The sequence below is a fragment of the Mycolicibacterium stellerae genome (genome assembly GCF_003719305.1).
In the GTDB taxonomy this organism is placed as follows: domain Bacteria; phylum Actinomycetota; class Actinomycetes; order Mycobacteriales; family Mycobacteriaceae; genus Mycobacterium; species Mycobacterium stellerae.
Genome location: NZ_RARC01000004.1, coordinates 190,937 through 211,914 on the forward strand (window position 1 = coordinate 190,937; position 20,978 = coordinate 211,914).

The 20,978-nt window shown below is 66.6% G+C and carries 15 protein-coding genes; 11 read left to right on the forward strand and 4 right to left on the reverse strand.

Going from position 1 to position 20,978, the window contains the following annotated elements:
• The first annotated feature begins 188 nt into the window (after nucleotides 1-188).
• The 3 genes from D6M19_RS08190 (at nucleotide 189) to D6M19_RS08200 (ending at nucleotide 11,273) form a co-directional block, all read left to right on the forward strand.
• Nucleotides 189-9,422 (forward strand): type I polyketide synthase, encoded by a 9,234-nt coding sequence (locus D6M19_RS08190; protein ID WP_123024686.1) that lies wholly within the window; start codon nucleotides 189-191, stop codon nucleotides 9,420-9,422.
• Nucleotides 9,423-9,432: 10 nt separating this feature from the next.
• A complete protein-coding gene (gene acpS, locus D6M19_RS08195; RefSeq protein WP_123024796.1) occupies nucleotides 9,433-9,825 on the forward strand; it encodes a holo-ACP synthase AcpS in 393 nt (130 codons plus the stop codon).
• A gap of 113 nt (nucleotides 9,826-9,938) precedes the next feature.
• Nucleotides 9,939-11,273 (forward strand): dipeptidase, encoded by a 1,335-nt coding sequence (locus D6M19_RS08200; RefSeq protein ID WP_123024687.1) that lies wholly within the window; start codon nucleotides 9,939-9,941, stop codon nucleotides 11,271-11,273.
• Here D6M19_RS08200 and bcp read toward each other — a convergent pair.
• Nucleotides 11,262-11,735 carry a thioredoxin-dependent thiol peroxidase gene (gene bcp, locus D6M19_RS08205; RefSeq protein ID WP_123024688.1) on the reverse strand — a complete coding sequence of 158 codons (474 nt, stop codon included), beginning with the start codon at nucleotides 11,733-11,735 and terminating at the stop codon, nucleotides 11,262-11,264. The two genes, D6M19_RS08200 and bcp, sit on opposite strands and share 12 nt — an antisense overlap.
• Before the next feature lie 122 nt (nucleotides 11,736-11,857).
• Between bcp and D6M19_RS08210 the strand changes: the two genes are divergently transcribed.
• The 3 genes from D6M19_RS08210 to D6M19_RS08220 all read left to right on the forward strand — a co-directional run bounded on the left by D6M19_RS08210 (nucleotide 11,858) and on the right by D6M19_RS08220 (nucleotide 15,798).
• A complete protein-coding gene (locus D6M19_RS08210; protein ID WP_123024689.1) occupies nucleotides 11,858-12,082 on the forward strand; it encodes a DUF3618 domain-containing protein in 225 nt (74 codons plus the stop codon).
• A gap of 603 nt (nucleotides 12,083-12,685) precedes the next feature.
• Nucleotides 12,686-15,475 carry an AAA family ATPase gene (locus D6M19_RS08215; RefSeq protein WP_123024797.1) on the forward strand — a complete coding sequence of 930 codons (2,790 nt, stop codon included), beginning with the start codon at nucleotides 12,686-12,688 and terminating at the stop codon, nucleotides 15,473-15,475.
• A 47-nt stretch (nucleotides 15,476-15,522) separates the two neighbouring features.
• Nucleotides 15,523-15,798, forward strand: a complete 276-nt coding sequence (locus D6M19_RS08220; protein WP_123024690.1) for a hypothetical protein — start codon at nucleotides 15,523-15,525, stop codon at nucleotides 15,796-15,798.
• Nucleotides 15,799-15,866: 68 nt separating this feature from the next.
• Here D6M19_RS08220 and D6M19_RS08225 read toward each other — a convergent pair whose 3' ends face one another.
• Genes D6M19_RS08225 through D6M19_RS08235 form a run of 3 tightly spaced genes read right to left on the reverse strand, consistent with a single transcriptional unit; the run spans nucleotide 15,867 to nucleotide 17,907 of the window.
• Complete coding sequence (locus D6M19_RS08225; protein WP_123024691.1) at nucleotides 15,867-16,868, reverse strand: acetamidase/formamidase family protein; 1,002 nt, start codon at nucleotides 16,866-16,868, stop codon at nucleotides 15,867-15,869.
• On the reverse strand, nucleotides 16,855-17,667 hold the full coding sequence (locus D6M19_RS08230) for a CbtA family protein (protein WP_123024692.1): 813 nt from the start codon (nucleotides 17,665-17,667) through the stop codon (nucleotides 16,855-16,857). Before D6M19_RS08230 ends, D6M19_RS08225 begins: the two co-directional genes overlap by 14 nt.
• 12 nt (nucleotides 17,668-17,679) lie before the next feature.
• Nucleotides 17,680-17,907, reverse strand: a complete 228-nt coding sequence (locus D6M19_RS08235; protein WP_123024693.1) for a CbtB domain-containing protein — start codon at nucleotides 17,905-17,907, stop codon at nucleotides 17,680-17,682.
• 257 nt (nucleotides 17,908-18,164) lie between these two features.
• Here D6M19_RS08235 and nthB point away from each other — a divergent pair, with 257 nt between their 5' ends.
• The 5 genes from nthB (at nucleotide 18,165) to D6M19_RS08260 (ending at nucleotide 20,923) form a co-directional block, all read left to right on the forward strand.
• Nucleotides 18,165-18,860, forward strand: a complete 696-nt coding sequence (gene nthB, locus D6M19_RS08240; protein ID WP_123024694.1) for a nitrile hydratase subunit beta — start codon at nucleotides 18,165-18,167, stop codon at nucleotides 18,858-18,860.
• A 42-nt stretch (nucleotides 18,861-18,902) separates the two neighbouring features.
• Complete coding sequence (gene nthA / locus D6M19_RS08245; protein WP_123024695.1) at nucleotides 18,903-19,493, forward strand: nitrile hydratase subunit alpha; 591 nt, start codon at nucleotides 18,903-18,905, stop codon at nucleotides 19,491-19,493.
• Nucleotides 19,493-19,873 (forward strand): nitrile hydratase accessory protein, encoded by a 381-nt coding sequence (locus D6M19_RS08250; protein ID WP_123024696.1) that lies wholly within the window; start codon nucleotides 19,493-19,495, stop codon nucleotides 19,871-19,873. The genes nthA and D6M19_RS08250 overlap by 1 nt, the downstream gene beginning before the upstream one ends.
• Nucleotides 19,845-20,402 carry a DUF1097 domain-containing protein gene (locus D6M19_RS08255; RefSeq protein WP_234834756.1) on the forward strand — a complete coding sequence of 186 codons (558 nt, stop codon included), beginning with the start codon at nucleotides 19,845-19,847 and terminating at the stop codon, nucleotides 20,400-20,402. Before D6M19_RS08250 ends, D6M19_RS08255 begins: the two co-directional genes overlap by 29 nt.
• 80 nt (nucleotides 20,403-20,482) lie before the next feature.
• Nucleotides 20,483-20,923, forward strand: coding sequence for a MarR family winged helix-turn-helix transcriptional regulator (locus D6M19_RS08260; RefSeq protein WP_234834757.1), 441 nt, complete (start codon nucleotides 20,483-20,485; stop codon nucleotides 20,921-20,923).
• Nucleotides 20,924-20,978 lie beyond the last annotated feature (55 nt).

The window sequence follows — 20,978 nt, forward strand, 5'->3', positions numbered from 1 at the left end:
ACGTCCACGAAGGCCGCCAGACCGTCCGCTGAAGCGGAACGTGTCCGAGAGCCAGTCGGGATTCGACGACGAATCAGGTGTGGCCCCGCAGGGGAGCCGGTCGCACAACCCAGACGACGACAGCCCACAGACAACAACGAAGCGCGACACGAGACGTGCGAGAAGCAGGACTGAGGAGATTACAAAACGTGACGATCAATGAACATGACAGGGTGTCCACCGGCCGCGACGACGAGTCGGGAGCCCCTCAGTCCAGCCACGCCCTCGTCGATCGCCTGACCACAGGCGAGCCTTTTGCCGTCGCGTTCGGCGGCCAGGGCAGCGCCTGGCTGGACACTCTGGAGGAACTGGTGTCCTCGGCCGGTATCGAGGCCGAGCTGTCGACGCTGGTGGGCGAAGCAGAGCTCCTTCTGGAGCCGGTCGCGCGCGAGCTGATCGTCGTGCGGCCGATCGGGTTCCAGCCGATGCACTGGGTCCGTGCGTTGGCGGCCGAGGAGGCCGTGCCGACCGCCAAGCACCTGACGTCGGCCGCCGTCTCGGTGCCCGGCGTGCTGCTGACCCAGATCGCCGCGGTGCGTGCGCTGAGCCGCCAGGGCTTGGACCTGACCGCGACACCGCCCGTCGCCGTTGCAGGCCACTCGCAGGGCGTGCTGGCGGTGGAGGCGCTTGCAGCCAAGGGTGCAAAGGACGTGGAGCTGCTGGCGCTGGCGCAGCTGATCGGCACCGCAGGCACGCTGGTGGCCCGTCGCCGCGGCATCTCCGTGCTTGGTGACCGACCGCCGATGGTTTCGGTCACCAACGCTGACCCCGCGCGCATCGCCGAGCTTCTCGAGGAGTTCGCCCAGGACGTCCGCACCGTACTGCCGCCCGTGCTGTCGATCCGCAATGGCCGCCGTTCTGTCGTCATCACCGGAACTCCTGAGCAGCTGTCGCGTTTCGAGCTCTACTGCGAGCAGATCGCCGAGAAGGAAGAAGCCGAGCGCAAGAGCAAGGTTCGCGGCGGCGCGGTGTTCAACCCGATCTTCGACCCGGTCCAGGTAGAGGTCGGCTTCCACACCCCGCGGCTGTCGGACGCCATCGACATGGTCGGCAACTGGGCCGAGGTCGTCGGCCTCGACGTCAACCTGGCCCGCGAGATGGCCGAGGCCATCCTCGTCCGTCGGGTGGACTGGGTCGGCGAGATCAGCGGACTGCACGAGGCTGGCGCCCGCTGGATTCTGGACCTCGGGCCCGGCGACATCCTGACCCGGTTGACGGCGCCGGTCATCCGCGGACTGGGCGTCGGCATCGTGCCTGCCGCCACCCGCGGCGGGCAGCGCAACCTGTTCACCGTCGGCGCGGTGCCCGAGGTGGCCAAGCCGTGGTCCAGCTACGCACCGACGGTCGTCACCCTTCCCGACGGTTCGGTGAAGCTGTCGACGAAGTTCACCCGGCTGACCGGGCGGTCGCCGATCCTGCTCGCAGGCATGACCCCGACGACCGTCGACGCCAAGATCGTGGCGGCCGCCGCGAACGCCGGCCACTGGTCTGAGCTCGCAGGCGGCGGGCAGGTCACCGAAGAGATCTTCGACGGCCGCATCGCCGAGCTGACGCAGCTGCTCGAGCCGGGCCGCGCCGTCCAGTTCAACTCGCTCTTCCTTGACCCGTACCTGTGGAAGCTCCAGGTCGGCGGCAAGCGGCTGGTGCAGAAGGCGCGTCAATCCGGCGCGCCGATCGACGGCGTCGTGGTCAGCGCAGGCATCCCCGAGCTGGAGGATGCCGTCGCGCTGATCGAGGAGCTCAACGACGTCGGCATCAGCCACGTCGTGTTCAAGCCGGGCACCATCGAGCAGATCCGTTCGGTCATCCGGATCGCCGCCGAGGTGCCGACAAAGCCGGTCATCATGCACATCGAGGGCGGCCGCGCCGGCGGCCACCACTCATGGGAGGACCTCGACGACCTCCTGCTGGCCACCTACTCCGAACTGCGCTCGCGGTCGAACATCACTGTCTGCGTCGGCGGCGGTATCGGCACCCCCGAGCGGTCTGCCGAGTACCTGTCCGGCCGATGGGCACAGGCCTACGGCTTCCCGCTGATGCCCGTCGACGGCATTCTCGTCGGCACCGCAGCGATGGCGACACTCGAGGCGACGACCTCGCCCGCCGTCAAGCAGATGCTGGTCGAGACCGGCGGCACCGACCACTGGATCAGCGCCGGAAAAGCCCAGGGCGGCATGGCTTCCAGCCGCAGCCAGCTCGGCGCGGACATCCACGAGATCGACAACACCGCGTCGCGTTGCGGCCGCTTACTAGACGAGGTGGCCGGTGACGCCGAGGCCGTCGCCGACCGCCGCGACGAGATCATCGCCGCGATGGCCAACACCTGCAAGCCGTACTTCGGCGACATCGGTGAGATGACGTACCTGGGGTGGCTGCAGCGCTACGTCGAGCTGGCGATCGGCGACGGCAACAGCACCGCCGACACCGCGGCGCCCGGCAGCCCGTGGCTCGCCGACACCTGGCGTGACCGGTTCGCCGAGATGCTCAAGCGTGCCGAAGCCCGCTTGCACCCGAAGGACTTCGGCCCCATCGACACGCTGTTCAATGATGAAGCGCTGCTCGACAAGCCGCAGCAGGCGATCACCGCCCTGCAGGGCCGCTACCCCGACGCAGAAATCATCAAGCTGCATCCGGCCGACGTGCCGTTCTTCGTCCAGCTGTGCAAGACACTGGGCAAGCCCGTCAACTTCGTGCCTGTCATCGACAAGGACGTGCGGCGCTGGTGGCGCAGCGACTCGCTGTGGCAGGCCCACGACGCTCGCTACGACGCCGACCAGGTGTGCATCATCCCGGGCACCCAGGCCGTCGCGGGCATCACGAAGGTCGACGAGCCCGTCGGCGAGCTGCTGGACCGGTTCGAGAAGGCATCCATCGACGATGTGCTGGCCTCAGGCGCCGAGCCAGTCTCGGTGGTCAGCCGCCGCCAGGCGCGCGGTGACGTCACCGGTCCGCTGGCCGTCGTGCTCGACGCGCCCGACGTGCTGTGGGCAGGCCGCACCTCCATCAACCCCGTGCACCGGATCGGTGCACCTGCCAAGTGGCAGGTCAACCAAAACAGAAGTGCCACACATCCGTCCACGGGTGCGCGACTGGAGCTGTCGGGTGACGACACCGTCACGCTGAGCGTTCCGCTGTCCGGCACTTGGGTCAACATCCGGTTCACGCTGCCGACCTGCACGGTGGACGGCGGCATGCCGGTGGTCACCGTCGACGACGCCTCGGACGCGATGCGTTCGGTGCTGGCGATCGCTGCGGGTGCCGATGGCCCCGAAGGCTTGCCGTCGGTGGTGGACAACACCGCAGAAGTGACCGTCGCCTGGGATCCGGAGAGGGTCGCCGACCACACGGGTGTGACCGCGACGTTTGGTGCGCCGTTGGCGCCCGGTCTCACGCTGGTGCCCGATGCGCTGGTGGGCCTGTGCTGGCCCGCGGTGTTCTCGGTGATCGGCTCCGCCGTCACCGGCGAGGGGTTCCCGGTCATCGAGGGTCTGCTGAGCCTGGTCCACCTGGACCACGCCGGACATCTGCTGACCGCGTTGCCAAGGACGCAGGCCGAATTGACCGTCACCGCAACGGCTTCGGCGGCGACCGACACCGAGGTCGGCCGGGTGGTGCCGGTTGACGTCACGATCACCGATGCCGACGGCACCGAGCTGGCCAAGCTCAAGGAGCGGTTCGCGATTCGCGGGCGCACCGGTGCGCTTGAGCTCACCGATCCGCCGCGTGCCGGCGGTGCGATGACCGACAACGCGACCGACACGCCACGGCGTCGTCGCCGCGACGTCACCGTCATGGCACCGACCAATATGAGCGCGTTCGCGGTGGTGTCCGGTGACCACAACCCGATTCACACCGACCGCGCCGCCGCGCTGCTGGCGGGCCTGGAATCGCCCATCGTGCACGGCATGTGGCTGTCCGCCGCTGCCCAGCAGGTCGTCACCGCCACCGACGGCAAGGCCGTTCCGCCTGCCCGGCTGGTCGGCTGGACCGCCCGCTTCCTTGGCATGGTGCTACCGGGTGACGAGGTCGACATCCGCGTCGACCGCGTCGGAATCGACCGTGGCGCCGAGATTATCGAGGTTTCCGCCCGCGTCGGTTCTGATCTGGTGATGTCGGCGACGGCACAGCTGGCCGCCCCGAAGACGGTGTACGCGTTCCCAGGCCAGGGCATTCAGTCCAAGGGCATGGGCATGGACGTGCGCGCCAGGTCCAAGGCGGCCCGCAAGGTGTGGGATAACGCGGACAAGTTCACCCGCGACACGCTCGGCTTCTCGGTGCTGCATGTGGTGCGTGACAACCCGACGAGCCTGATCGCCAGCGGTGTGCATTACCAGCATCCAGAGGGCGTGCTCTACCTGACGCAGTTCACCCAGGTCGCGATGGCGACCGTGGCAGCCGCGCAGGTCGCCGAGATGCGCGAGCAGGGTGCGTTCGTCGAGGGCGCCATTGCCTGCGGTCACTCCGTCGGTGAGTACACCGCACTGGCCTGTGTCAGTGGCGTGTACGAACTCGAGGCGCTGCTCGAGGTGGTGTTCCACCGCGGGTCGAAGATGCACGACATCGTGCCGCGCGATGAGTTCGGCCGGTCCAACTACCGGCTGGCCGCCATCCGGCCGTCGCAGATCGACCTCGATGACGCCGACGTCGTGGACTTCGTCGCCGAGATCGCCGAGCGCACAGGTGAATACCTGCAGATCGTGAACTTCAACCTGCGTGGCTCGCAGTACGCGATCGCGGGTACCGTCCGCGGCCTCGAGGTGCTCGAGGAAGAGGTCGAGAAGCGCCGGGAGATCTCCGGTGGCAAGCGGTCCTTCATCCTGGTGCCCGGCATCGACGTGCCGTTCCACTCCTCGGTGCTGCGGGTCGGCGTCGCCGACTTCCGCCGCTCGCTGGAGCGGGTCATGCCGCGCGACGCCAACCCCGAACTGCTCATCGGCAAGTACATCCCGAACCTGGTGCCGCGGCCGTTCACGCTGGATCGCGACTTCATCCAGGAAATCCGCGATCTGGTGCCCGCCGAGCCGCTCGACGAGGTCCTCGCCGACTACGACACGTGGCGCAACGAGAAGCCGACCGAACTGTGCCGCAAGGTCGTCATCGAGCTGCTGGCATGGCAGTTCGCCAGCCCGGTGCGCTGGATCGAGACCCAGGACCTGCTCTTCATCGAAGAGGCGGCAGGCGGCCTCGGCGTTGAGCGGTTCGTCGAGATCGGCGTGAAGTCCGCGCCGACCGTCGCCGGATTGGCCACCAACACGCTCAAGCTGCCCGAGTATTCGCACAACACAACGGAAGTGCTCAACTCCGAGCGCGACGCCGCGGTGCTGTTCGCGACGGACACCGACCCCGAGCCCGACCACGACGACGTCGCAGACCAGCAGCCACCCGCGCAGGAGGCCCAGGCTGAACCTGCCGCCGCCGAAGCCGCGGCACCTGCCCCGGCCCCCGCGACTGCGCCTGCGGGAACGCCGCAACCCGACGACATCCCGTTCGACGCCGCTGACGCCACCACGGCGCTGATCGCGCTGTCGGCGAAGATGCGCATCGACCAGATCGAGCCGTTGGATTCCATCGAGTCGATCACCGACGGTGCGTCGTCGCGCCGCAACCAGCTGCTGGTCGACCTCGGCTCGGAGCTGGACCTCGGCGCCATAGACGGTGCCGCGGAAGCCGATCTGTCCGGGCTCAAGGGCCAGGTGACCAAGCTCGCGCGAACGTACAAGCCTTACGGCCCAGTGCTTTCCGACGCGATCAACGACCAGCTGCGCACGGTCCTCGGGCCGTCCGGTAAGCGGCCTGCAGCGATCGCGGAGCGGGTCAAGAAGACCTGGGAGCTCGGCGACGGCTGGGTCAAGCACGTCACGGCCGAGGTGGCGCTTGGTACCCGTGAGGGCTCCAGTGTCCGCGGCGGCAGCCTTGGCGGGCTGCATGACGGTGCGCTGGCCGACGCCGCGACCGTCGACAAGGTGATCGACGCCGCCGTGGCTGCGGTGGCGGGCCGACGTGGTATCGCTGTGGCGCTACCGTCGGCCGGCGGCGGCGCAGGCGGGGGCGTGGTGGATTCCGCGGCGCTCACCGAGTTCGCCGAGCAGGTCACCGGACGCGACGGTGTGTTGGCTTCGGCAGCCCGCACGATCCTCAGTCAGCTCGGGCTCGACAATGCCGTCTCCACTCCGGAGTCCTCGACCGACGCCGAGCTGATCGACCTGGTCACCACCGAACTCGGTTCGGACTGGCCGCGTTTGGTGGCGCCGGTGTTCGACGGCCGCAAGGCGGTGCTGTTCGACGATCGGTGGGCCAGCGCGCGCGAGGATCTGGTGAAGCTCTGGCTGATGGACGAGGGCGAGGTCGATGCCAACTGGCCGAAGCTCTCCGAGCGGTTCGAGGGCGCCGGTCACATCGTCGGCAAGCAGGCATCATGGTGGCAGGGCAAGGCTCTGGCCGCAGGACGCAACGTGCACGCGTCGTTGTTCGGCCGCGCCGCTGCCGGTGCGGAGAACCCGGGCAAGGGCCGCTACAGCGACGAAATCGCCGTGGTGACAGGCGCATCGAAGGGTTCGATCGCCGCTTCGGTGGTGGCCGGACTGCTCGACGGTGGTGCCACGGTCATCGCGACCACATCGAAGCTCGACGACAACCGGCTCGAGTTCTATCGCAATCTGTACCGGGACAACGCTCGCTTCGGCGCGGCGCTGTGGGTGGTGCCCGCCAACATGGCGTCCTACTCCGATATCGACGCGCTGGTGGCCTGGGTCGGCAACGAGCAGAGTGAAAGCCTTGGGCCGAAGTCCATTCACCTCAAGGACGCCCAAACGCCGACCCTGCTGTTCCCGTTCGCGGCACCGCGGGTGGCAGGAGACCTTTCGGAGGCCGGCTCTCGTTCCGAGATGGAGATGAAGGTTCTGCTGTGGGCCGTGCAGCGGCTGATCGGTGGCCTTTCGCACATCGGCTCCGAGCGCGATATCGCGTCGCGGCTGCACGTGGTGCTGCCCGGCTCGCCGAACCGTGGGATGTTCGGCGGCGACGGTGCCTACGGCGAATCCAAGTCCGCACTCGATGCGGTCGTGACGCGGTGGAGTGCGGAGTCGTCGTGGGCGCAGCGAGTCAGCCTGGCGCACGCGCTGATCGGCTGGACTCGTGGCACCGGCTTGATGGGCGCCAACGACGCGATCGTCAACGCCGTCGAGGAGGCGGGCGTCACCACCTATTCGACGGAGCAGATGGCGGCCATGCTGCTCAATCTGTGCAGCGTCGAGTCGAAGGTGGCCGCCGCGCAGGAGCCGTTGAAGGTCGATCTGACCGGCGGGCTCGGTGATATCGACATCGACATGGCCGAGCTGGCCGCCAAGGCCCGCGAAGAGATGGTCGGCGAGGCGGTCGACGAGAGCGATGAGCAGGACGGCACCATCGCCGCGCTGCCGTCGCCACCGCGCGGCTTCACCTCCGCACCTCCGCCGGCGTGGAACGACCTCGACGTCGACCCCGCCGACCTGGTGGTGATCGTCGGTGGCGCCGAGCTCGGCCCCTACGGCTCGTCGCGGACCCGCTTCGAGATGGAGGTCGACAACGAACTTTCGGCGGCCGGTGTGCTCGAGCTGGCCTGGACCACCGGCCTGATCAAGTGGGAGGACGACCCGAAGCCGGGTTGGTATGACGCCGAATCCGGGGACCTTGTCGACGAATCGGAGTTGGTCGAGCGCTACCACGACGCGGTGGTGGAGCGGACCGGCATCCGGGAGTTCGTCGACGACGGCGCGATCGATCCCGATCACGCGTCGCCGCTTCTGGTTTCGGTGTTCCTCGACAAGGACTTCACCTTCGTGGTGTCGTCGGAGGCTGACGCTCGCGCGTTCGTTCAGTTCGACCCGGAGCACACCGTTGCGACGCCGGTGCCTGGCAGCAGCGACTGGCAGGTGACTCGCAAGGCGGGCACCGAGATCCGGGTGCCGCGCAAGACGAAGCTGTCGCGGACCGTCGGCGGTCAGATCCCCACCGGGTTCGACCCGACGGTGTACGGCATCAGCGCGGACATGAATACGTCGCTGGACCGGGTGGCGGTGTGGAACATCGTCGCCACCGTCGACGCGTTCCTCGGCGCGGGCTTCACCCCCAACGAGCTGATGCGCTGGGTGCATCCCGCGATGGTGGCCAGCACGCAGGGCACCGGTATGGGCGGCATGACGTCGATGCAGACCATGTATCACGGCAACCTGCTCGGTCGGAACAAGCCGAACGACATCCTGCAGGAAGTCCTGCCGAATGTTGTTGCCGCCCATGTCATCCAGTCCTATGTCGGTAGCTACGGCTCGATGATCCATCCGGTCGGCGCTTGCGCGACGGCTGCGGTGTCGGTCGAGGAGGGCGTCGACAAGATCAAGCTCGGCAAGGCCGAGCTCGTGGTGGCGGGCGGCTTCGACGACCTGACGCTGGAGGCGATCATCGGATTCGGTGACATGGCGGCCACCGCCGATACCGAGATGATGCGCGCCAAGGGCATCAGCGATTCGAAGTTCTCCAGGGCCAACGACCGTCGCAGGCTTGGCTTCCTCGAGTCGCAGGGCGGTGGCACGATCCTGCTGGCCCGCGGCGACCTTGCCCTGAGGATGGGCCTGCCGGTGCTTGCGGTGGTCGGGTACGCGCAGTCGTTCGCCGACGGCGTGCACACCTCGATCCCTGCGCCAGGGCTCGGCGCTCTCGGCGCGGGTCGCGGTGGCAAGGACTCGCTGCTGTCGCGCTCGCTGGCGAAGCTGGGTGTCGGCGCCGACGACATCGCTGTGGTGTCCAAGCACGACACGTCGACGCTTGCCAACGACCCCAACGAGACGGAGCTGCACGAGCGGCTCGCCGACTCGTTGGGACGCTCGGACGGCGCCCCGCTGTTCGTGGTGTCGCAGAAGAGCCTGACCGGTCACGCCAAGGGCGGCGCGGCGGTGTTCCAGATGATGGGCATGTGCCAGATGCTGCGCGACGGGGTCATCCCGCCGAACCGCAGCCTGGACTGTGTCGACGACGAGCTGGCCGGCTCCGAGCACTTCGTGTGGGTGCGCGAGACGCTGCGGTTGGGCGAGAAGTTCCCGCTCAAGGCGGGCCTGATCACCAGCCTTGGTTTCGGTCACGTCTCTGGCGTCATCGCGCTGGTGCATCCGCAGGCCTTCATCGCAGCGCTCGATCCCGAGCAGCGGCAGGCCTACCAGGAACAGGCCGGTGCGCGGATCTTCGCGGGGCAGCGAAGGCTGGCCTCGGCGATCGCCGGTGGCACACCGTTGTACGAGCGGCCTGCGAGCAACCGCCGGTTGGACGACGAGGCGCCGGAGAATCGCGAGGAGGCCGAGATGCTGCTCGACCCGGCGTCGAGGCTAGGCGAAGACGGCATCTACGTGCGATAGCGTGCACGACGTGAGCATCGTTGGCGTCGGCATCGACCTGGTTTCGATCCCTGAGTTCGCAGAGCAGGTTGACCAGCCTGGAACGCTGTTCGCCGAGACATTCACGCCCGGTGAGCGCCGTGACGCCGCGGACAAGAGTTCGTCGGCGGCGCGGCACCTGGCGGCCCGGTGGGCGGCCAAGGAGGCGGTCATCAAGGCGTGGTCGGGGTCGCGGTTCTCGAAGCGGCCGGTGCTCCCGGAGGGCATACACCGCGATATCGAGGTGGTGACCGATATGTGGGGTCGGCCGCGGGTGCGGCTGACCGGCGCGATCGCCGAGCACCTGGAGAAGGTGACGATTCATTTGTCGCTTACCCATGAAGGGGATACCGCCGCGGCGGTAGCGGTGCTCGAAGAGCGCTGACCTTCTCCCGGTCCTTCTCCCGGCGAGCAGACGCAAAAGTCCCGATTTCATCGGCGTGTCGGGGACTTTTGCGTCTGCTCGCGCAAGAAGGGCGAGCGACTAACCTCGACAGCATGAGCGATCTGGTGGAGCGGGTGCGTGACGTGCTGCCCGCGGTGCGGCGCGACCTGGAAGACCTGGTGCGCATCGAGTCGGTTGGCGCCGACCCGTCGCGTAAACGCGAGGTTCAGCGCAGCGCCGAGGCGGTAGCAAAATTGTTGTCGCAGGCCGGGTTCGGTGATGTACAGATCGTCAGCGAGGGTGGCGCACCGGCCGTCATCGCCCGGCATCCGGCACCCGAAGGCGCGCCGACGGTGCTGCTCTACGCCCATCACGACGTCCAGCCAGAGGGCGATCCCGACCAATGGGTGTCGCCGCCGTTCGAGCCGACCGAACGCGACGGTCGTCTATACGGCCGGGGAAGTGCCGACGACAAGGCCGGCATCGCAACGCATCTGGCCGCATTCCGCGCGCACGGCGGCCGGCCGCCGGTCGGGGTGACGGTGTTCGTCGAGGGTGAGGAGGAATCGGGGTCACCTTCGCTCGGTCGGCTGCTGGCCGCCCATAAGGACACACTGGCCGCAGACGTCATCGTGATCGCCGACTCCGACAACTGGAGCACCGAGACCCCCGCGTTGACCGTGTCGCTGCGCGGGCTGGCCGACTGCGTCGTGGAGGTCGCCACGCTCGACCACGGTCTGCACTCGGGTTTGTGGGGCGGGGTGGTGCCCGATGCGCTGAGTGCGCTGGTCCGCCTGTTGGCGTCCCTGCATGACGACGACGGCAATGTCGCGGTAGAGGGCCTGCACGAGGCGACCGCCGCCGATGTCGACTACCCCGCGCAGCGAGTGCAGGAGGAGTCCGGGATGCTCGACGGTGTTACCGAGATCGGTTCTGGCTCGGTGCCGCAACGACTTTGGGCCAAGCCGGCGATCACGGTCATCGGCATCGACACCACTGCGATCGCGTCATCGTCGAACACTCTCATACCGCGGGCACGGGCCAAGGTCAGCATGCGGGTGGCACCGGGCGGAGATGCGCGGGCCCACCTGGACGCGCTGACTCGTCATCTGGAGAAGCACGCCCCGTGGGGAGCCCAGGTCACCGTCACACCCGGCGACATCGGCCAGCCGTACGCTATCGACGCGACCGGACCGGTCTACGATGCCGCCCGTGCGGCGTTTCGGCAGGCGTGGGGTAACGAGCCGGTCGACATGGGTATGGGCGGCTCGATTCCGTTCATCGCCGAGTTCGCCGATGCTTTCCCGTCGGCGAAGATCTTGGTTACCGGCGTGGAAGATCCCGGGACACAAGCGCATAGCATCAACGAGAGCCTGCACCTGGGGGTGTTGGAACGCGCCGCGACGGCCGAGGCGCTGCTGCTGGCGAACCTGGCGTCAGACGGATAGATCGCGCCGCAGCTTGGCGACGTGGCCGGTGGCCTTGATGTTGTACTGGGCGACTTCGATCTTGCCCTTTTCGTCGACGACGAACGTGGAGCGGATGACGCCCTGCACTGTCTTGCCGTACATCATTTTCTCGCCGTAGGCGCCCCACGCCGTCAACACCTTGCGATCGGGGTCGGACAGCAGCGGAAAGGTGAGCTCCTCGTTGTCGCGGAACTTGGCGAGCTTCTCCGGCTTGTCGGGGGAGATGCCGATGACGTCGAGCCCGGCGTCGTTCAGTTCGCCCAGGTTGTCGCGAAAGTCGCATGCCTCCTTGGTGCATCCCGGTGTCGATGCCGCCGGATAGAAGTAGACGATGACCTTTCGGCCGCGGTAGTCGGCCAGAGACACCAACTTGCCGTCGGCGTCGGCCAGGCTGAACGCGGGGGCTTTGTCGCCGACCTCCAGGCGTGGGGTCTGTGCCACCAGTTATCCCTTTCTTCTCCACCGGCGCGTGGGGGTTGGCGCCGGCTGATCTAGGGTAGTGCGGCAAGGCAGAGCGGACGCGAGCAGCGCACGAGCCGCGTGCGGGCGATGGAGGAACGACAGTGGTGGATCGAGATCCAGAAACCATCCGGCAGGACATCGATCAGGCCCGCGATCAGCTGGCCCTTACCGTCGATAGCCTCGCTGAGCGTGCCAACCCGCGCAGGATCGCCGACGATGTGAAGTCGGGGGTGGTTCGATTCGTCAAGAAGCCGCCGGTCGCGATCTCGCTTGCTGGAATTGGCGCCCTGCTGGTCGTGCTCTTCGTCCGCAAGCTCAGGCGTTGACCGGCCTGCTCTCAGCGGCTACGCCGATCGCGTAGCCAGTCACCAAAGGAAAAGCCGGGCGGGTTGGCGCTGCGGCCGAGACGACTGCAGTTGAGGATGGCGGCGGGCTCGGGTAAGTCCGCCATCTGCATAGCAACACCATTTGAGGCAGGGTGGGCCGACCCATCTGACGAGCGCATCGCATCGAACGCTAACATCAGCTAAGCCTCCCTTCTGCTCCTGCAGCTGGCAGTTTTTGCATACGCAACGACGCTCAGCTAACAGCAGACTAACACGGCACGGGGCTTTTATGCTGCTTGATCCGGTGAGTTAGCAATTTCCGAAACATCTCCGTTACCTGATCTTGTTTCGCAATCTGGATAGCTTAGCTTGTCAACGCGGGTGCGCAGCACATATTGACGGTTCGGTGTGATTTTCTGGGAGATCGCTGCCACGGGAACCCGGGGCAACCATCTGCCAATGGCGGGGTCTGCGATTGGGACGTTTTCGCTGCTCGTGGCGCAGGTATTGCCAGGGCCGGGACTCAGCGACGCATCGGCTAATTCGAAGTTTGCCGGGCTATGAGGAATGGACCCGCGGGTTGCTACGTGTCAGCATGACTTCATGTCCGCGCGGGTCGTCAGCCGTGAGCGGCAAGCGTCCGCGATCGCCGAATTCTTGACCTCGGTTGTTGCCGCGCCCTCGGCTCTGGTGATCGAGGGTGAGCCTGGCATCGGCAAGACCACTCTGTGGTCGGAGACGATTCAACGCGCCGAGGCGGACGGCTTCCGTGTGATGGCCGCGCGGCCGGTCGCTGCGGAGTCGGTGCTGGCCTATGCGTCCCTGGCCGACATGTTGAGCGACGTCGACTCCGCCGTCCTGACGGAGCTACCCGAACCCCAACGTCTAGCGCTCGACCGTGTCCTGCTGCGCGGCGACGCCGAAGATGTTCCAGCTGACCAGCGTGCGGTGGCTGCGGGATTCCTGTCCATCGTCACCATCCTCGCGGAGACGACGCGGGTCCTGCTGGCGGTGGACGACCTGCAATGGCTTGATTCCTCGAGCCGCCTCGTTGTTGCCTTCGCGGCGCGTCGGCTGACCGGACCGGTCGGCATCCTCGCCACAGTCCGCACCGGCGACAACGACAGTGCGGGCTTGTGGTTGCAGCTTCCGCGTCCTGATTCGATCCGGCGAATCACCGTGCCGCCGATGAGTGTCGGCGCGCTGCACGCGGTGCTTTCCGACCGACTGGGCCGCTCTTTCTCGCGGCCCACGATGTTGCGTATCGAAGCGGCCTCCCGCGGTAATCCGTTTTATGCCCTTGAGATCGCCAGGATGATGGATGACCGCGAGCCCAACACCGGCATCTCGTTGCCCGACAGCCTCAAGGAATTGATCCGCTCGAAGGTGCGTGGCGGGGACTCAGATGTCGATGATGCGTTGCTGGCCGTGGCGTGCCTCGCCGCTCCGACCGTGGGATTGGTTGCACGTGCACTGGGCTCCGATCTCAATGTCGTTGCCGCGCAACTAGAGTCTGCCGAAAGCCGCGGCGTCATCGATATCGACGGCGATCAGCTCCGATTCAGCCACCCGATCTTCGCTCGCGGGGTCTACATCGACAAACCGCCAGAGCGGCGACGTGCCATGCACAGGCGACTGGCCGGCGTCGTCGACGAACCCGAGCTGAGGGCCAGGCACATGGCCCTTGGATCCACCACGGGAAACCCCGAGACGCTTGCGGCGCTCGATTCGGCAGCAGAGTCGGCGCGCATCCGCGGGGCCCCAGCCGCGGCGGCCGAACTGGTCGGTCTCGCGATCGAGCTGGGCGGAAGCACGCCGCAACGCCTCGTCCACGCGGCGGGCGACCATTTCAATGCCGGCGAATCCGGCCGCGCCCGTGCGCTTCTCGAACAGGCGATCGCGAAACTCGAGCCGGGCGTGGCCCGCGCCGAGGCGATGAGTCGACTCGGCTACGTGCGGCTGCTCGACGACAGTTTTCCCGAAGCGGCCGATCTGCTCGACGGAGCGCTCGCTGAGGCTGCCGACGATCCGGCAGTGCTGATTCCGGTGCTGGTCACACTGTCCTTCGCGCTGTTCAACTCGGGCCGGCTCGACGCATCGTTACGGCGTGCCGAGGAGGCGGTCGAGAAGGCCGAGGAAATTGGGCGGCCTGAATTGTTGAGTCAGGCGCTCGGTATGCGAGCGATGGTCCGGTTGCTGCACGGTCACGGCGTGGACGAGCTCGGCCTGCAACGGGCGCTCCAGCTCGAGGATCACCAGGCGAACATCCCGTTCGCACTCCGGCCGACCGTGCACAACGCAATCGTTCGGTCCTGTACCGGCGAGCTGGATTGGGCCCACGAACAGATGACGTCGCTTCGGCGGCGTTGTATCGAACACGGCCAGGACGGTGAGCTGATGCTCGTCGCATTCCAGGGCACCTTGGTCGAGATCTGGCGCGGCCGTTTCGCGGAGGCCGCGCTCATTGCCGAGGACACGATGGAGCTCGCGCAGCAATTAGGTGGTGACTTGCCGCTGTCGGTGGCGCTCACATGCCGGGCATTGCTCGCGGCCTACACGGGGCGGGTCGATGAAGCGCGCGCCGCGGTCGATGACGCGCGGGCAGCCAGCCAGCGTTGCGGCTCGGTCAGGTTGGGCGAATGGCCCACAGTGGCGCTTGGCTTCCTCGAGGTTTCGCTGGGTGAGTATCGGTCGGCGCTGACGGCCCTTGCGCCTCTGCTGGGCAGGGTGGAGATGATGCCGGACGTCACCGAGATCATCACTGCCTCGTTCATCCCTGATGCGGTGGAGGCGATGGTCGCGCTGGATCGGCTTGAGCATGCAGAGCAACTGGTGACGGCGCTCGAACGAAACGGATCCCGGCTGCGTCGGGATTGGATGCTGGCAGTCGGCGGCCGCGGCAGGGCGATGCTGTTGGCCGCCCGCGGTGACATTGCCGGGGCGTTCGAGGCGGCCGAGCAGGCGATGTCGGCGCACGAGAGAATGGCGATGCCCTTCGAACGGGCACGTACACAACTCGTTGTCGGACAGCTCCAGCGTCGTCAGCGCATGAAGGGCGTGTCGGCGCTTAGCTTCCAGGATGCGCTGGAGGCGTTTGAACAGGTAGGTACGCCGTTATGGGCGGACCGTGCGCGCACTGAGCTCGGTCGTGTCATCGTGGGCGCGCGCCGAAAGGTGCTCACCGTGTCCGAACGGCGGGTGGCCGAACTCGCGACCTCGGGGCTGACCAACCGCAACATTGCCGCCGCCATGTTCATCAGCCCGAAGACAGTTGAATCGAACCTGGCCCGCATCTACGCCAAGCTCGGTATTCACTCGCGCGCAGAACTCGGCCGACACGTCGCCGAGCTGGATATCGAACTCGGCCGACACGTCGGCGACCTAGATATATAGGGAAACACCCGATTCCTTTGCGCCGATATCCGGTTAGCGTTCAATCGATGACAGTTCCGGTGCCCTGCTATCTCGTCGAGTGGTATCACTCCGCCGTCACGGAGGAACCGCTCGATGACACAGTCGCGCGTCTGAAGGACTCCGCGGTGTTGATGTCTGCGCAGGGGTCACCGGTCCGACTGCTCAATCTGCTCGCCGTGCCCACCGACGAGGTGCTCTTCGCCGTGTTCACCGCCGACTCGGCGACCGTCGTGGCCGAGACCTGTGACCACGCCGGGATCCCGGCTCAGCGGGTCAGCACCGCGACCGAGGTGGACCTTTAGCGGACGCAGTGATCTGGAGCGGTGCCTTCAGCCGACGAGGTCGCCCGGTCTACCCCGTCGCCCCCGCACTACGTCAATGCACCGGCGGCCGCCCGCAGCCGGGTATGTGTGCCGTCGTAGGGGTCGGACCGCGGGAGAAGCGACTTCGCGATCTTGGTGACCGCGCTGTAGTTGACGTCGACGACGTTGGCCAGCGGGGACCTGCAAAGCTGGCTGCATACCTGATAGGCATCCATCCGACCAAGCCCGTATAGCTCGGTCAGCCACCTCACCATCTCGACCTGCGAGCACCGCCAGGCGTCCTCGAGCGGACGCGCGGAGCCCACGGTGAGCAGGGCATCGTCGTGCTCGAGCCGGGGCCAGGCCGGCGCGCCGCCCTTGATCAGGTCGACGACGATCGTCACGTTCATCGCCCCCTCCAGTGCGGTACCACACGTTTCGCCCTCGCCCTGGCGGTAATGACCGTCGCCCACCGAGAACAACGCACCCTCGACGTTGACGCCGAGGTAGATCGTCGTCCCCGCCCGCAGTTCCGGGGTGTCCATATTGCCGCCGAAGTAGTCCGGCACCAGTGTGGTGCGGACCTCGCGCAGGGCCGGCGCGACGCCGACGGTGCCCAGCATGGGTGCCAGCGGCATCGTCATGGTGAAGTCGCTCTCGTGCGCGACGAACGTCGCCTCCCGAGCGACTCTGTCGACCTGGTAGATCCAGGTGAGCTCCGGCAAGGGCGTCTGCAACGTCGCGGTCCTGTCGGTTCCGGTGAGCGCGCCGAACAAGGGGATTGTGGTGGACGCCGCCCAGTCACGAGCGGGCTCCAAGGACACGACATGCAACGCGAGGGTGTCACCGGGCTGGGCGCCGGTCACGTAGAAGGGTCCGGTCTGCGGATTGAGCTCCTTGGTGTTGAGAACCTCGCTTGGCTTGTCGGCGCTCGAGGTGACTCGACCGGCGAACGCGTCCTCCGTCCACAGTTTGAGCACCGTGCCCGGGGTCACCTCCATTACCGGCTCGGCACCGCCGAAGGTCCAGACGTACTGATCCGGTGTCGGCGTGAACTCAACGGTTGCCATGCATTGCTCCCAATAGCGACGCCGGTGAGTCGACTCGGGAGCTGCGGGGGAGCATCACCACGAAGCCCGCGGCTATGACGGTCCACAGGATCGCCTGGGTCACCAGGGAGCCGATCCTGAAGTCGCTCAACACCTCTGCGGGGAATCCGGGGAAGACGATGTCGCCGTCGGGTCCGGTCATCGGTCCCGGCACCTCGTGGAAGGACGGCATCAGCGCCACGACTGCGGTGACCGCCAATAGGTAACCGGCCACCGCGGCCATCGAGGCTTGCCAGGCACCGATACGGGGCGCGAACCGCAATGCTGCGGCCGTTGCCACCGCAATCAACACCACCGACACGACGACGACCGCCAGGTATGCGGAGGTCCGCTCGCCGATGGTCTCCTCGAGGCCGACGCCGGGCGGGTTCGGCGGGTAGGCGAGCGAAGGGATGAGGGTCGTCGACACGGACGCGGCCACCGCGAGCAGTGCCGCAACTGCCCGTGCGTCGACACGCATCTGGCGCCGGCGCAGGACTGCTAACAGGACGCTGAATGCGACCGCGAACAGTGCGCCCATCACTGTGCCGAACACCACGGTGCCGACGCCCGCGCCGACGTTCTCCTGCAGCTGCCTGCTGAAGACCTCGTGCGCGTGGCCGTGCTCACCGGTCAGCAGCGACTCGGCGTGTGCCCGGCCTTCTTCGTAGCCGATCGCCGCCTCGATCAGCGGCGAGATCTGCATGCGGGCGTACGCGAACGACGCCAGGCCGGCAATCAGACCCGAAGCGACACCAAGGGCGATGTACTTCTTCTCCATGTCGAATCCTGTTCAGTGGCAGGGGAAGCCCAGCAGATGGCGGGCGTCGTGGACGAATTCGTGAACGTGGGTGTCGGCGCCGAATATCGATACCGCGCCCTGGTCGTAGCCGAGGAAGTAGTAGGCGATCAGGGCCAGCACTGTGGTGGCGGTGAGCCAGAGCGCGATGCCGATCACGGTGCTGTCCGGGGTGTCGACGGCACCGCTCCAGCGGGCAACCGAATCGTGGGAAGCAGTCATGGCGAGGGTCCTCCTTGGTTCAATAGTTCCACCACGCAACTATTGCGCGCAGCGGTGAGTCTGTGTCAGTGGGCGGGCTGCGTCAACCCGAACCACACCGGGTGCCAACCTGGAAACCAGTTATTAACAAAGGAGTTCGGCTCCGGTAAATCCTGCGTTACGACCCGACCGCAGCGTTTGCGCTCAGCCGAAGACGTGCTGTTAGTTGTTCAGTGAAAGTATTTCGCAAATGAACTAAAGGATCGGAGACGACCGACATGCATGGACCGCACGACGTCGGAGGCCGCGACGGTCTCGGCCCCATTGCCACGGAGTTCCTCGAACCCGGCATACCCGACTGGCGCTACCCCTTCGAAGGCCGGATGCACGCGGTTACCGCAATGGCGATCGCCAAGGGCGCGTTCAACCTAGACGAGCAACGCCATGGCATTGAGCTGATGCGGTGGAGCGACTACACCGACTCGACCTATTACGCGCATTGGCTGTTCTCGGTGGAGAAGCTGCTCAACGACAAGGGTTACATCACCCACGACGAGATCGACCAGCGGATGGCGGAGCTCGGGGCACCGAGCATGACGCCGCACCCGCAGAAGCCAGAAAGCCTTTCGCCGTTTGCCGAACAGATGATCGACGTGCTGTGGAAGGGCACCCCCCACGACCTGCCTGCCGAGACATCCCCGTCCTACGACGTCGGCGCCACCGTCCGAGTGCGCAACATCCACGACACCAGCCACAACCGGCTGCCCGGATACCTCAACCGCGCCACCGGTGTGATCGCCAAGCAGTACGGCGCGTTCCATGATCCCGCGGCCAGTGCGCATCAGCAGACCGAGGTGCCTCACCAGCTCTACATGGTCCGGTTCACCTCCACCGAACTGTGGGGCGATGCCGCGGTCGAGGAATTCGATCTGTATGCAGACCTGTTCGAGGACTACCTCGAGCCCGCCGAATAACCGCCTAGCTCCAAAAGTCAACGAGAACAAGGAGATCAGAAGATGGACTGGCTTTCACTACCCGACGTCGAAGCGCGGGTGAATGCGCTGGAGTCATTGATGGTGGAGAAGGGATTGGCCGAACACGAGGCCGTCGACGCCGTCGTCGCATCGTTCGAGAACGACATGGGCCCCGTCAACGGCGCCAAGGTGGTGGCCAGGGCGTGGACCGACCCGGAGTACAAGGAGTGGCTGCTGCGCGATGCCACCGCGGCCATCGCCGATATGGGGTTCACCGGCCTGCAGACCGAGCACATGGTGGCGGTGGAGAACACCGCCGAGCGGCACAACGTCGTGGTGTGCACGCTGTGCTCCTGCTACCCCTGGACGCTGCTGGGCATTCCGCCTGCCTGGTTCAAGTACCCGCAGTACCGGGCTCGGGTGGTGAAGGAGCCGCGTAGCGTGCTGGCTGAGTTCGGCGTCGAACTGCCCGAGGACGTCAAGATCGACGTGTGGGACAGCAGTGCCGAGATCCGGTATCTGGTGATACCGCAGCGACCCGAGGGCACCGACGGCATGACGATGGACGAACTGATGCTGCTGATCAGCCGCGACTCCATGGTAGGCACCGCGCTTGTTGGGGCGGGGGCCTGATGGCCACCGCCACCATCGATCTGACGGGCTTCGACGACCTGCGCGGCACCTCAGCCCTGCCGAGATCGAACGGCGAACTGGTCTTCGACGCGCCGTGGCAGGGCCGGCTCTTCGGGTTGGTGGTGCACCTGTGCAAGGCGGGCGCCTTCGAGTGGGACGAATTCAAGACGCACCTCATCGCCGTGATCGACGAGTCGGGGCTCACCGACGTCTGCGACCCCGCGGTGTATTACCGCCAGTTCGGTGAGGCGTTCTGTCGGCTCGCCGCTCAGAAGAAGTTCTTCGACGCAACGACGCTCGACAAACAGACCGTGGCCGAGGCGGCGCTGCTCGCCCACGACGACCACGACCATGATCACGACCACCCGCATCACCACTAGGAGCATCGAGATGAGCAAGGCCACCGCGCTGTCCATCAGCGTCGGAATCTTCGGCGCCCTGTCCACGTGGTTGACGGCGACCATCTGGCCGCTTCCCGTGTGGGTGCTGTTCCTGGCGTGGGCGTCGTTCTTCTTCGTCGGCTCCGGCGGCTCCGGCCTGGTGAAGTCCGTCGCGTGCAACTGGGCGGGCATCCTCATCGCCACGTGCACGCTGCTTGCCGTCAGTGCCACCGCCAGTGCCGTACTGCTCGCCGTCGCGGTCGGAATCGGAAGTCTGGCAATGGTTCAGGTGTCGCGGTTGCCGTGGCTATCGGCCACCCCCGCCATCGTGTTCGGCTTCGCGATGACGGTCGGCACGATCGCCGCCACCGGTAATGGCATCCTCACGCCAGGGGTGACCAACCCCGCCCTGATCGCGGGTGTCACGGCACTGGTGGGCGCCACGTTCGGCATTGCGTCGGAGTGGGGCGCCTCGGTCATCGCCAAGTTTGCAGGCGTTCGCGCAGTCGAATCAGGACAGCCGGCGTGAACACTGCGGCCGGGGCCCGTCGCCAGATATGCTGCCGAGAACAATAATTCGCGGTGAAAGCGATTGCATCAGGAGGGGACGTGCCCACCTCGACGAGCATGGACAGCGTCTCCGAGGTTCTGTTGCGGGCCGGGCGCTGGTGGACCGACGCATTGTCGAGCGGCCTGGTGGATGCCGAGGTGAACAGCATCGAGGGCTGGCGAGTGCTTGGCGCCCTGCGCGGTGGCGAGGGGTTGACCATGAGCGACGTCGCCGCAGCGATGTCCGTGCCTCCGCCGACCTTGACGCGGATCGTGGACAAGTTGGTCGACGGCGGTTTCGTCCTGCGCCGCGTAGACGCGATGGACCGCCGCCGGATTCTGGTCTACCTCTCCGCGAGGGGAAGGGCGAAGGTCCGCAAGCTTGCCCGCCAGGAGTCGTTGATGAAGGCAGCTCTCGTGGACGAGCTCGGCGAGGAGACGGCCGTCCACCTGGTGCGCACCCTCGCTCGGGTGGCCGAACTATCGGTACCCGGCAAGTAAGTGTGTGGCGTCGTGACTTTTCGCATCACGAACAGGCGTGAAATGCAACGGTAAC